The organism is Ensifer sp. NM-2 (assembly GCF_003024455.1).
Taxonomy (GTDB): Bacteria; Pseudomonadota; Alphaproteobacteria; order Rhizobiales; family Rhizobiaceae; genus Ensifer; species Ensifer canadensis.
On the sequence record NZ_PVZR01000002.1, the window covers coordinates 193,811 to 206,235 of the forward strand.

Sequence of the window (12,425 nt, forward strand, 5' to 3'; positions counted from 1 at the left end):
TCAACCTCCCACGGTGATGGTGGCAGGCACGAATTGCGGCAACTGACCCTTGGCCGGCAGCGGATAAGCGCCGGTCGCTTTGAGCGTCTTGCCGGTGAGCCCTTCGCGCGAAAGCTTTTCAAGCAAGGCGCGGTTCACATGGGTGTTGAAGGCCTTTCCGTACTGCGCCCATTCGATCTGGTTCTTGAACTCGTTGAAGTTCACGAATTTCAGGCTGTCGCGCAACGCCGTGCCGCGGATGGCCGGGCCGATCGAGACGCGCACGTCCGCCTTCTTGTCGCCGTCCACGTCCACATCAACGTAGGCCGCGCGTGATTTCGTCTCCTCGGCGACGATCACGCCGTCGACCTTGGCGGCAAAGGTCCATGGCGCGTTGCCCTGCTTTTCCTTGTGGCCGTATTTTTCCGCCGCCGCGTCCAGATTGTTTGCGGCAAGAGCGGTGACATCCTTGAACGCGCCTGCACGCTCGTCGAGATAGGGTACGACCTTCGCGTCCCAAATGTCGGCGACCAGCCTGTCGGGATTGAAGGCGCCTGCCGCCGCTTGCTTCTGTTCGTCCTCGGTCTTGACGAATTTGCAGCCGCTAAGCGCAAGCGCGCCGGCAAGCATGAGTGTACAGGCAGCCTGAAACCTCAGCATTCCCATTCTCCGTCATAAACAGCAAACGCGAGGCAGGGTTTTCCCCTGCCTCGCGCCATTGCGAGAGGATTATTCGGAGAGCGCGAAGGTTTCGAGCTTGCCGGCGTTGTCCGCTGTGATCAGCACGCAGTCCATCAGCTGCTTTTCTTCGGCCGGCGCCTTGCCGGTCGTGATGTACTCATGCGCCTGGGTAACGGCGAGCTGGGCCTGGGCATAGGCCGGCTGCATGACAGTTGCCTTGATGCCGCCCGCCTTGATCGAGTCGCGCACATCGTTCGACCCGTCGAAACCGACGACGATAACGTCCTTGCGACCGGCAGCCTGCAGAGCCGCGATCGCGCCCATTGCCATCGTGTCGTTGCCGGCGATCACGCCCTGGATGTCCGGATTGGCCTGAAGGATGGTCTCCATCTTGGAGTAGCCTTCGGTCTGGCTCCAGTTGGCCGACTGCTGGGCGACCATCTTCATGTCCGTATATTCGTCCATGACGTCGTGATAGCCCTTGGAGCGGATGCCGGCATTGAGGTCGGCTTCGCGGCCGAGCAGCTCGACATAGTTACCCTTCTCGCCCATCAGCTTGACGAACTCTTCGGCACCAAGCTGCGCGCCCTGGTAGTTGTTCGAGACGATCTGGGAAACAGCGACGCCCGTGGCGTTGATTTCACGGTCGATCAGGAAGGAGGGGATGCCCGCATCCTTGGCCTTCTTTACGGCGGCGATCGAGGCTTCCGAGCCGGCATTGTCGAGGATGATCGCCTTGGCGCCGCGGCCGATTGCCGTATCGATGAGTTGCGACTGCTTGTTGGCGTCGTCGTCATGAACGAGAACCAGTGTCTCGTAGCCGAGCTCCTTGGCCTTGGCTTCCGCGCCTACGGCTTCCGCCTTGAAGAACGGGTTGTCGTGGCTCGGCGTGATGATCGCGATGAGATCGGCAGCAAACGACGGCATGGCAACGCCAGCCGCCATGACGGCAGCAAAACCGATAGTGATCAGTCTACGGGTAATGTTCATGTTTCTCCTCCCAGTTAGCCCCGGTCTCCTTCGGCCATCCCCCCATTGAAAATGGCCTCCCGGTGCGATTCTTTGCCGGCGCGTGGCGCCGTCAGCGCGGACCAAGCCCGCCGTAAATCAGGTGATGCGCTGGATGCTCGCGGCGATTTCCGCGGGCTCGAACACGCGCTTCCAGTCGTCCTTCATGAGCACGGGCTTTCCGAACTCGATCGCCTTGTTGCAGGCATCGGAGAAGACGCCCGGTGTCTCCTCGAAGATCACGGCGCCGAGCACGTTCATGTGGCCGAGCAGGAAGTCGCGGGCAGCCTCCTTGGCAACGCCGCGGCGCACGCATTCGTCCATTGCTTCGCGCATAACGACGAGCAGCGAAGCGCAGACCGTTTCGGACAGGCCCGGCTCCAGCAGCGCCATCTGCTCGACGGTGACGCGGTGCGAGCGCATGACCGGCGCCCAGATGACCTTGGCGATCTCTTCGCCGAGCGCATAGGCACTTTCCGGACCCTGCATCAGAGCGGAAACGATGTGCTGCTTGGCCGCGATGCCGCCAAAGAAATCGCGCTTGGCCGCTGGATCCGTCTCGTCATTGAAGATCGGCGGATGGCAGGGATGCGTGACGAAATAGGTAAGGTCCGCGCGCTCGGGCAAATGGCCGGCAAATGGGGCCGCGGCATCGAGCGCCACGACCATCATGCCCGGCTTCAGCCTGCCGGCAATGCCGGCCGCGACCTTGCCGATCGCAGTATCCGGAACCGCAAGAATGACGACATCGGCACCATCTAGGCCCTCATCGGCGGAAACGCAGGCGATGCCGAGATCCTTCGAAAGGCGCGCCTTGCCGGTGTCGCTCACTTCGACATGCCGGACATCGAAGCGCGAACCCTTCAGATTCTTGGCGAGCCGATAGCCCATTTTGCCACCGGCACCGAACAGCGCGATCGATGTCATCGAAGACCTCCCTAAATGCAAGTGACCGGAGCCAATCTCGTCCAGCCGAAACGTTCCTCCGCCGATCCCGGCGTAGGTCTATATTTCTCAACTGGTATAACATGTCAACAGGTATCATAAGATACATGTTATCGAGATCTGCGAAACCGCGCCGGCAATAGGACGGCTCGATTGCAAGCCGGGTAGAGGCATCTGCCTGCACAAGGCCTGCCCACAAGAGGGGCCGCATCACAGACGTTCGACTACCAAAGCACTGAAACCCTCTGGGCTGATCCGCAACTGCTCACCGAAGAACGCAGGCGTACTCGGCGGCCGTCGCCTGGCGGAGCGTGGCTTGACCTGAAACAGCTGGGACAAGTCGTCGTGAGGACGGACGCAACCAACGTGGCATCGGCCTTCGGCGACGCGGAGGTTATAGCAAAGGGGCTGGCGTTGGTGACATTGACAGGCTGGGCGCAAAAGGCGTCACCTTTTCGCTCTGTAACCGGCCAGCGCTATGATGGTATGGCCGCGTTCAGATTTCCGGTCGGCCTGTACCCGGCAATTCGCGGGCCGAGGAACGTCGTCTCTATGGACCGGTCCAGCGAGGGAGACGACGGAAGGGGCCGCGCTGTCGCGCAGCCCCTCTTCTTCTTACTGACCACCCCATGCTGCCGGATAGTCGGGCAGCTTTTCGCAGCCGCACATGGCATGATGTAGCGGCGGCATCTTGTCGTTGACGTACTGGTCGAGCGTCTCGGCTGTGATCGCCGGCTGCGGCATCACCCATTCCGGACCCGGGACCGGTTCACCCTTCAGCACGTTCACGGCCGCAATGATGGGCGTGCGCCACTGATAGGTCGGGTAGGTCGGCGCAATCGCCTTGAAGCCTTCGGCCTTCCATTTCATCAGAAAGTCCTGCTGGTCCTCCCCGGTGATAACAGGCAGGGGCAGACCGGAATCTTCGAAAGCCTCCAGCGCTGCAACGGCGGTGGCGCCGGCATCCATCCAGACCGCGTCGATCGTGCCGCGCTGCAGATAGTCCTCGACGATCGACTTGGTCTTGGCGTTGTCGCCCTCGGTGAACTCCTCGCCGATGACGTTCAGCCCCTTTTCCTTGAAGATGTGCTTGGCGGCGGACGCACGGGTCTCCAGTACGTCGACGCCGGGCACGATGCGCAGCATCAGCACGTTGGCGCCGGCCGGCGCATTGGCCGCCACGAATTCGCCTGCCTGGATGCCGAAGCCATAACCGCCGACCGGGTGGATGAAAGTGACCGGGCATTTTGTGTTGACGCCGCGATCGAAGACGATGACGGGCAGCTTGGCACAGGCCTTCTCGACGGCCGGGGTCAGCGCCGCGGTCGTGTTCGGCGAGACGATCAGAGCCGAGCATTTGCCGCCATTGATCAGATCGTCGATGTCGGAGATCTGCTTGTCGTCGGAGCCTTCGGCATCGACATGGATGAGCTCCTTGATTTCCGGATGGAGCTTCACTTCAGCCTGCATGTTCGTCCAGCCGGTCACGCGCCAGGCATTGTTGACCCCGGCGTTCGAGAAGCAGATCGTGTAGGGACCATCCTTCTTGAACTTTGCGGTGTCGGCCATTTGGTCACCGTAATATTGCGCCCACGGCTCCCCACCCGGGCCGTTGGCCTTTGCCGTCAAGAGCTCGCGCTGCCTGGCGAACTCGGCAGGATCGTCGAAGTTCAGCTGTTGGGCCTGCGCGGTGCTGGCGATGAGGGCAGCCGAAAGGGTGGCGGTCAGCAGTCTTTTCATGTCTCACTCCCATTTGATCATGATTTTTCAGTTCCTCCCGACGGCCCTTCGGCCGACGAAACTCAGGTCCCACCGGCGCGGTTGCGCCGATAGGTGGCAAGCACGACGGCGACGATCAGGATCACGCCCTGCACGACATCGCGCACCGGTTTCGGCAAGCCAATGAAATTGAGCAGCGTGAAGATCGCAGTCAGCGTCAACGCGCCGGCGATCGACGCGGGCACCGAGCCACGCCCGCCGAGAAGCTGCGCACCACCGATGACGCAAGCCGTGATCGCCTGCAGCTCGTAGCCGACGCCGACATCTGTCGAGACGCCCGCAAAACCGCCGAGCAGAATGCCGGCCGTCACGGCGCTCAGCGACGACACGACGAAGGCGGTGATGCGAACCCGCTCGAGCGGGACGCCCGACATCTGCGCCGCCCGCGGATTGTCGCCGATCGCATGCAGCATGCGGCCGAGATTGGTGCGATGCATGAGCCAGAACAGGCATATGCCGACCGAAAGCAGCACCAGCAGCGCAACCGGCAGGAACTGAATGAGCGGAATGCCCTGGATATTGACGCGCCCGAAGAAGCGGAAAGTCTCGGGCAGGTAGCCGCGCGGCGATCCGCTCGACCACATGAAGGCTGCACCGTTCAGAGTAATCATCATGCCGAGTGTGGCAATCAGCGAGGGGACCCTCAGAAAGCTGACGACGAGACCGTTGATCACGCCGACAGCGAGCCCGACAGCGTACATGACAGGGATCACCCACCATGTCGCATCGGCATTGTTGTTAAGCAGCATCGATGAACCGACCACTGTCAGCGTGATCAGCGAGCCGACCGAGAGATCGAATCCACCAGAGACGATGACATAGATCTGGCCGACGGCGAGGATCGCCAGCGGCGCGGCACGCTTCAGGAAATTCATGTATCCGGGGGGCTCGACGAAGTTCGGGTTCGACAGCGTGATGGCGACGAGCAGGGCTGCAAGCACGAAGAAGACGGGATTGATCTTCGGGAAGCGGCCGCTTCTCGAGGTGCCGGGCGTCTCTGCAGAGCCGATGGTTTGCTGAATCATGCCACTATCCTCTTCGAACGCACGGCGTAGAAGGCGACGGCTGCGACAATGATGATGCCACGCATCACCTGCTTGGCGAAGGCGTCGACGCCGGCGAGATTAAAGATGGAGTCGATCAGCGAGAAGATGATGACGCCCGCGACGGTGCCCCAGATCCCGCCCTTGCCGCCGGAGAGGATCGTCCCGCCGATGACCACGACGGCGATCGATTCCAGGTCGTATGCACCCTCCGTGCCGATCCAGGGCGAACCGGACTTCAGGCGACTTGCGAGATAAAGGCCCGCCAGTGACGCACACAGGCTGCAGATGATATGGCTCGCCATCACCACGCGGCCCGTCTTGATGCCCGCTGCACGCGCGGTGTCGCGATTGCCGCCGACTGAGTAGATGTTGGACCCGAAGCGAGTGAACCGCAGCAGGACCCAGGCAGCAAGAACGACCAGCGCCAGCATGATGAGGCTGAATGGCAATCCCAGCACAGTGCCATAGGCGAAGAACTGGAACGCATCCGGGACCGAACCTGCGAACTTGCCGTGGAAGGAAGCAAGGCAACCCTGAATGATGAGCGCCATGCCCAGCGTCGCGATGAGCGGATTGACCTCCAGCCTGATAATCAGCAGCCCGTTCAACGTGCCGACCAGAACACCCATCAGCAGCACCGCGAGGACGGCAGGCACCATCATCGCCGGATCACCGTTCATGATCGCCGACGAGACCACCGCCGACGCGGAAATGAGATGCGCCACCGACAGGTCTATCGAGCCGACGAGAATGGCGAAGGTCTGGCCGACAGCGGTCATGCCGAGCGCGATGGAGCGGTTGAGGATGGAGATCGCCGCTTCCGGTGTCAGGAACCGCGTCAAACCAAGGCTGAGCGCGATAGCGATGTAGATCAGAAGCGCGGCAGCGAGCAGCAGGGCCGGCGAATAGCGCTCAATGCGCGAAGTGGGGCGTTTGGTGAAGATCGCCGTGTTCATGCCGCCACCGCCTCTTCGCCGGTTGCAGCGAGCATGACATCGGCTTCCGACACGCCGCGCTGGAACGCTGCCACCAGTTCGCCGGCGCGCATAACGAGGATGCGGTCGGCAGCACCGAGCACCTCCGGCAGGTCGGACGAAATCATCATGATCGCCGTACCCTTGCGGGCGAGATCGCGCATGAGGTGGTAGATGCCGGCCTTGGCATTGACGTCGATGCCGCGCGTCGGCTCGATGAAGATCAGCAAGCGTGGCGCCAGAGCCAGCCAGCGCGCGACAATTGCCTTCTGCTGGTTTCCGCCGGAGAGCGCCTTGATTTCCTGGGAAAAGCTGCCCGCGCGCACGTCGAGGTCCTGCAGCAGCCTATCCATCTCCTCAGTGGAGGCGAACGCGGTCGCATCAGCCTTGCCCGCGAGAGCCGACAGCGCCCTTGCCGTCAGCATGCCATTGTCCGTGACCGACTGCATGAGCACCAGCCCTTCGGCCTTGCGATCGCCCGGCAAAAGGCCGATGCCTGCGCGGATGGCGTCGCGCGGGTTGGTGAACCGCGCCGGCTTGCCGGCAAGCAGCACCTCGCCCCTGATGAAGGGCGAAAAGCCGAAAATCGCCTGGGCGAGCGCAACGCGCCCTGCCCCCTGCAATCCGGCAAAACCGACGATCTCGCCGGCGCGAAGTTCGAAGGAAATGTTCTTCAGCCGCTCGTTGCCGGCATTGCGCACGGAGAGCACGGCATCACCAATCTCCTGCGACGTCGCCGGCGCCGCATAGAAATCGCCGATATCGCGGCCGACCATGGCGCGTACGATCACATCGGGCTCCGGCACTTCGTCGAAGCTCGCGGCCGTTTCGCCGTCCTTCAGCACAGTCACCCGATCGGCAAGCCGCGTGATCTCGCGCATGCGGTGCGTGATATAGACGATCGCCACACCCCTCATCTTCAGCGTGTCAACGAGGCCGAACAGCACCTCGCATTCCGCCTCGTTCAGGGCGGCAGTCGGCTCGTCCATCACGATCACCCGTGCATCGAGCGACACCGCCTTGGCGATCTCGACCAGTTGCTGGCTTGCGACATCGAGGTCGGCGACAACCGTGTCGGGTTCGATCCGATGCGACGAGCCGAACAGCGAGAGCACGCGTCGCGCCTCCTGGTTCATCGCCCCGTGGTCGACGAGGCCGAACCGCGTCGGCTCGCGGCCGAGAAAGATGTTCTGCGCCACGGTGCGCTCGGGTAGTAGCGAGAATTCCTGGTAGATCACCGCGATGCCGGCGCGGATCGCATCGAGCGGATGAGTGAAATGTCGCTCCTCTCCGCCCACGACGACGGCGCCGCCATCCAGTCGGTAGACGCCGGAGAGGATCTTCATCAGCGTAGACTTGCCGGCGCCGTTCTCGCCGGCCAGTGCGTGGACCTCACCCGGATAGGCAACGAAGCTCACACCTTTCAGCGCTTTGACGCCGGGAAAATTCTTGGTGATGCCGCGCATCTCGATTGCGGGAGAAGGAATGGTCATGCTTGTGCCCATGTCTTGCGAATGAACGTCGCGCTTTCGGAAAAGAGCGTCTCGAAATCGGGAAACAGCGGCCGCCAGACGCGGGTTGCCGTCGCGATTGCTGGAAGTCCGGCGCCGAATGCTTCAAGGGTCAGCCAGCCGTCATAACCGATCTCCTTCAAGATCTTGAACATTGCGGCGAAGTCTATGTGTCCCCGTCCCGGGATGCCACGATCGTTCTCGGAGACGTGAAAGACGCCGATGTCGCTGCCGATCAGGCGAATGGCCGCCTCCGGCCGACGCTCTTCGACGTTGGCATGAAAGGTGTCGTACATGATTTTGAAGGCTGGATGCCCAACCCGGTCCACATAGGAGCGGGCCTGCTCCATGGTGTTCAGGTAATAGGTCTCGAAGCGATTGAGGGGCTCGAGGCTCAGATGCATACCGTTTGCCGCAGCCCGCTCCGCCAGTGCCCGATGTGCGTCGGCGCCGTATTTGAGCTCGTCCTCGCTGGCCCCGGCCCCGGTGAAGAACCCGATCGGTGCATGGAAGGGCCCACCCATACTTTCGGCCCCAAGGGCGATGGCGCAATCCAGGGCCCAGTCGAGATGGGCAAGGCCGCGCGCTCGTACGTCCGCGTCACAACTGACCGGGTTGGCGTCCGGCGTCGGAACGATCGACGTGGTCGATCGGCCGATGCCGAGCGTGTCGAGCTCCTTGCCCAGGCGCTCATAGTGGCTGACGGCACCTTTAAGGACCGGGACCTCGACCCCGTCATAACCGAGGTCGCGCAGCCGTCCGATGCTGGCCAAGTGCCTGTCCTCGACGAAGTCAGTCAGACAGAGAAGGTTGATGCCTAGGTTCATGGCGCGCTCAGTGCAGCTTGATGCCGAGGTCGCGGCAGGTCGCGCGAATCCAAGACAGGGATTTCTCGATCATCGGGCCGGCGGCTCCCTCGCATTCCAGGCTGAGCACGCCGTCGTAGCCGTGATCGCGCAGTATCGCGAGGCAGGCCTTGATGTTGTCGGCATTGACACCATCGCCGAGCGCGCAATGGCTGACCGCGATGCCGGTCTGCCCGCCACGAACCGCAGCGGCGAGCGATTGCGAAACATCCTTGACGTGAACGTGGCTGACCTTGTCGACGAAGCGCGGCAGAAACTCCGTCGGCTCCTGACCGGCGATGAAGGTGTTGCCGGTGTCCATGTTCATGCGCAGCCATCGGGAATCGACGAAGGCAAGCATGCGCTCCATGAATTCGGGGCGCGTGGTGAAATGCCCGTGCGGCTCGATATTGACGATGATTTCGTGCGCTTCCGCGACCTCGATGATCTTCTCGTAGCTGCGCTTCATGAGCGCCATCGATTCTTCTTCGCTCAGCCCCGGCGGCATATGGAGCCCGTCGGTCGTGTCGACGCAAGGGCTGCCGGCCTGCGCGGCCCAGGCAATCGATTTCAGCACGTAAGGCACGCCGCGCAACGGGCCATCTTCGCCGGAAAGCGGATAGGCGGCATCGACCTGGGAGAAGCGCACGCCGTAGCGATCCATCTTCCGACGCAGCAGTGCGGGATCCTCGTAAAGCGCGACATGCGGCTGGTAGCCGAGCCCATGAATCCAGCTGACCCCGTCTATCAGGCCACACTCGATGAAGTGCACATCGTTGTCGCTCGCCCACTGCAAGCATTTTTCGAACGACCAATAGGCCGAGTTGAACGCGTCCGTGTGGAAACCTATCCGCACCGGCAAATCCTCCCTGATTCTCCTCCATGCCGTTGAGTTTCAACGACAAATCACGAAGCGCCTCCGTTTGCCGCTTGATGATGACGCAGCATTGCGCAATAAAGGAGCGTCCGCGTTCGAAATAGAGGACTGGTAAATTTTGAACATCGGCGGGGGAGAACGATGAGCAAAGTCAACAATGAGCGAGCCGTCGGCCGGCCGGCGGTTTTCCGTGAGCCGGGTGCCCTGCTCTATGCCGGGAACTGCCAGGACCTGATGAAGGCGTCTCTTGCCGGACAGGTCTCACTCAACGCATGGACGCGACGCGGCTATCCGGGCATCGACCTCGGCCACGCCCTACCGCAGGTCTGTTCCGTCGGCGGTTGGGATGCGACGAACCCGCAGGACTGGGGTCTGCGCGAACATTGCAACGAAGGCGTCAAGATCGCCTATCTCGCACGCGGCTCTCTCACCATTACGATGGACGGCCGCAAGACCACGCTCAGCGAAGGCCAGATGTTCGTCGTCCGGCCGTGGCAATTGCATGCGCTCGGCGACCCCAATATCGGCGCAAGCCATATCGTCTGGGTGCTGATGGACATGGGCGTGCGCCGCCCGCATGAAACCTGGCTCTGGCCCGATTGGATCGGCTGGCCGGAACGGGATCGCAGGCGGCTGAGCGAGCTTCTGTCCAAGAACGAGCAGATCTCCTATCTCGCCTCGCGCGAAGTCGCGCGCACCTTCATGGATATTCACGAGGTGGTGGCGAGCCGTGACATCCATGGCGGCGAAGCGCGCCTGCGCCTGCTGATCTCGATGATGCTGCTCCAGTTCCGCCAAATGCTGGAAAGCCAGGCGCCGGTGCTGGATCTGGCACTCGCAAGTTCCAAGCGCACGGTCGAGATTTTCCTCAAGCGCTTGAGGCATGCCCTCGACGAAGACTGGACCCTGGAGAACATGGCTGTCGAATGCAATCTCTCGCGCACCCAGTTCACCCAGCATTGCCAGGTGCTGACCAACATGACGCCTGTGCGCTACTTGCAGATGTTGCGCCTGAACGCGGCGCGCCAACTGCTCGAAAGTGGCCAGCAGTCCGTCACCAACGTTGCTTATGACTGCGGCTTCTCCTCGAGCCAATATTTTGCCACCTGCTACAAGAAGCGCTTCGGCTTCTCGCCCATTGAGACGCCGCGACAGCAGACGATGATGACCAGCTGAGCTCCGTCAGGAGGGATCCCCCTACCGAACGAAGATCTGGTTGGCACAGGGGCGCCGGCGCTATGCGCAAAGAGAGCTTTGGAAGGACCGGCGTCTCGAGCGTTACGCGGACATGGCCAGGATGACCATCAGCGACGAATCAAACCGGTTGCGGGACGTTTTTTTCCTATCCGGTTGGTCCTCGTCTTCGGCTGCAATCACACCTGGCCCTGGATCCACGCCAGGAATTTGCGAACAGCCTTCCCTTGCCGCGCCGATCCAGATGCACGAGTTTGGTCAGGTCGTAGCTTTGACTGCCTGCGAGCTGACGACAACGTCAAATTCCGCCTCAACGGCCTTGCGACGACGGCGGCCTATCGAAGCAATCGAGTGTCTGCACTACGTAGATCCTTATCAGGCCAGGATACTTCGGGTTGCCCGCTGGTCTGCAAAGGATTCAAGGTCAGTCGTGCAAGAGCCTAGCCCTGCGGTACTCGAACTCAAATCGAAGGAGGAGACGTTGGAAGACGCTGAAATTGAAAGACGTGCCAGACAGCTATGGGTTAGAGAGAACCCTAATCGACCATGGCTCCCGCTATCTCAAAGGGCCGAACTCGGACAGGACATGTCGGCTAGTGCGTCCGAGGAAGACAGGAAGCGCTATATTGAACGGGTTCGAAGTGGCGAGTAGGCTCAAGCCACTAAGCTTGTGCTTCCGGGAAAGACGACGACTGAAACAGCGACGCCGCCAGCCAACGGCGGCCGCTCAATAGAGGCGCATGCGTCGGAGTAAATATAAGCATCGGGCCCAACAAAAAAGGCCGGGGCGCGCTGGCTCCGACCTTTTTTCTTTGTCGCTTCCAAGACTAGTGCCAGTACATCCGTGGTCACGAGTCGAAAGCAGTGCGCGATTGCCGGCGTGGAGTTATCTCATGCTCGACAGATGCGCGTATACCAGTTTTATAGGACGACGGGTTTTCCGAAACAAGTTGTCCGTTTGGGCTATGACCTACGCCATATGCAGCCAAATAGGGATCAGATACTCATCCTCGACCACCAAAATGAGTGGCAGCAAACAACGAGGAAAAGCCCCATCCGCGACCCGGTGAACCCTAGAAAACAGGACGATTACCTTCCCTCGGCCGCAGGCCAATCGTTTGAAGGTTCATCAATAGTGGTCTTCGCTGTGTCGTCGTCTGCGGGGTCTGGATCGCGGATCCAGGCGCTGCGCAGACCATCGACATCCTCAAGGATGGCGGCGAAAACATCTTCCTGCTGAATGCCTGCCACGACGAACAGGTCTACCAACCCCTCAAGTCGCAGTCGAAGATCCTCGCGCCATGCCTGCGGATCTTCCTCAATCGCAATCGTCATGTTCGACCTTTCTTGCGGCTCGTCGGCCATTGAGAAAAAGCGCATTCTCTAATCGGTCGGGTATGCGGCCCTTGGCAATGTGACGCCGCCGGCCTCTAGCTCTGTTTCTTCTTCCGCCGCGGCAAGTCGGGCACTGGTTGCGTCCAAAATAGCCGTCAGAAATTCTACACGGCCCCATCCGACCAAGTGGGCTTCTTCGACAAGGAGCTGCACCGCGTAGTCAACCGCCTGGTCGAGTTCGACCTTCCGCT

The 12,425-nt window shown here is 61.4% G+C and carries 11 protein-coding genes; 1 reads left to right on the forward strand and 10 read right to left on the reverse strand.

The genetic code is table 11. From position 1 onward, the window contains the following. The 9 genes from C6558_RS06115 to C6558_RS06155 all read right to left on the reverse strand — a co-directional run bounded on the left by C6558_RS06115 (position 1) and on the right by C6558_RS06155 (position 9,624). Positions 1–639, reverse strand: a complete 639-nt coding sequence (locus C6558_RS06115; RefSeq protein WP_057225907.1) for a DUF2291 family protein — start codon at positions 637–639, stop codon at positions 1–3. A 69-nt stretch (positions 640–708) separates the two neighbouring features. Beyond that, positions 709–1,650 (reverse strand): D-ribose ABC transporter substrate-binding protein, encoded by a 942-nt coding sequence (locus C6558_RS06120; RefSeq protein WP_025430264.1) that lies wholly within the window; start codon positions 1,648–1,650, stop codon positions 709–711. Between the two features lie 117 nt (positions 1,651–1,767). Further along, a complete protein-coding gene (locus C6558_RS06125) occupies positions 1,768–2,595 on the reverse strand; it encodes a phosphogluconate dehydrogenase C-terminal domain-containing protein (RefSeq protein WP_084814014.1) in 828 nt (275 codons plus the stop codon). 633 nt (positions 2,596–3,228) lie between these two features. Beyond that, on the reverse strand, positions 3,229–4,353 hold the full coding sequence (locus C6558_RS06130; RefSeq protein WP_057207178.1) for an ABC transporter substrate-binding protein: 1,125 nt from the start codon (positions 4,351–4,353) through the stop codon (positions 3,229–3,231). Between the two features lie 62 nt (positions 4,354–4,415). Further along, entirely contained in the window at positions 4,416–5,417 is a 1,002-nt protein-coding gene (locus tag C6558_RS06135) for an ABC transporter permease (protein WP_107026979.1), read from the reverse strand. Next, entirely contained in the window at positions 5,414–6,394 is a 981-nt protein-coding gene (locus tag C6558_RS06140; RefSeq protein WP_057207176.1) for an ABC transporter permease, read from the reverse strand. Before C6558_RS06140 ends, C6558_RS06135 begins: the two co-directional genes overlap by 4 nt. Continuing rightward, complete coding sequence (locus C6558_RS06145; RefSeq protein WP_057207326.1) at positions 6,391–7,905, reverse strand: sugar ABC transporter ATP-binding protein; 1,515 nt, start codon at positions 7,903–7,905, stop codon at positions 6,391–6,393. Before C6558_RS06145 ends, C6558_RS06140 begins: the two co-directional genes overlap by 4 nt. Then, positions 7,902–8,750: a sugar phosphate isomerase/epimerase gene (locus tag C6558_RS06150; protein WP_057207175.1), complete on the reverse strand. Its 849-nt coding sequence runs from the start codon at positions 8,748–8,750 to the stop codon at positions 7,902–7,904. Before C6558_RS06150 ends, C6558_RS06145 begins: the two co-directional genes overlap by 4 nt. Before the next feature lie 7 nt (positions 8,751–8,757). Next, positions 8,758–9,624: a sugar phosphate isomerase/epimerase gene (locus tag C6558_RS06155; RefSeq protein WP_158071660.1), complete on the reverse strand. Its 867-nt coding sequence runs from the start codon at positions 9,622–9,624 to the stop codon at positions 8,758–8,760. 162 nt (positions 9,625–9,786) lie between these two features. Between C6558_RS06155 and C6558_RS06160 the strand changes: the two genes are divergently transcribed. Then, a complete protein-coding gene (locus C6558_RS06160; RefSeq protein ID WP_057207174.1) occupies positions 9,787–10,821 on the forward strand; it encodes an AraC family transcriptional regulator in 1,035 nt (344 codons plus the stop codon). A 1,107-nt stretch (positions 10,822–11,928) separates the two neighbouring features. Here C6558_RS06160 and C6558_RS06165 read toward each other — a convergent pair. Beyond that, complete coding sequence (locus C6558_RS06165) at positions 11,929–12,174, reverse strand: hypothetical protein (RefSeq protein WP_057207325.1); 246 nt, start codon at positions 12,172–12,174, stop codon at positions 11,929–11,931. Positions 12,175–12,425: the final 251 nt, after the last annotated feature.

Coding starts and splice junctions, on each gene's coding strand:
- C6558_RS06165 (WP_057207325.1), bottom strand. CDS start 12,174: ATGACGATTGCGATTGAGGAAGATCCGCAGGCATGGCGCGAGGATCTT.
- C6558_RS06145 (WP_057207326.1), bottom strand. CDS start 7,905: ATGACCATTCCTTCTCCCGCAATCGAGATGCGCGGCATCACCAAGAAT.
- C6558_RS06115 (WP_057225907.1), bottom strand. CDS start 639: ATGCTGAGGTTTCAGGCTGCCTGTACACTCATGCTTGCCGGCGCGCTT.
- C6558_RS06135 (WP_107026979.1), bottom strand. CDS start 5,417: ATGATTCAGCAAACCATCGGCTCTGCAGAGACGCCCGGCACCTCGAGA.
- C6558_RS06160 (WP_057207174.1), top strand. CDS start 9,787: ATGAGCAAAGTCAACAATGAGCGAGCCGTCGGCCGGCCGGCGGTTTTC.
- C6558_RS06120 (WP_025430264.1), bottom strand. CDS start 1,650: ATGAACATTACCCGTAGACTGATCACTATCGGTTTTGCTGCCGTCATG.
- C6558_RS06130 (WP_057207178.1), bottom strand. CDS start 4,353: ATGAAAAGACTGCTGACCGCCACCCTTTCGGCTGCCCTCATCGCCAGC.
- C6558_RS06125 (WP_084814014.1), bottom strand. CDS start 2,595: ATGACATCGATCGCGCTGTTCGGTGCCGGTGGCAAAATGGGCTATCGG.
- C6558_RS06150 (WP_057207175.1), bottom strand. CDS start 8,750: ATGAACCTAGGCATCAACCTTCTCTGTCTGACTGACTTCGTCGAGGAC.
- C6558_RS06140 (WP_057207176.1), bottom strand. CDS start 6,394: ATGAACACGGCGATCTTCACCAAACGCCCCACTTCGCGCATTGAGCGC.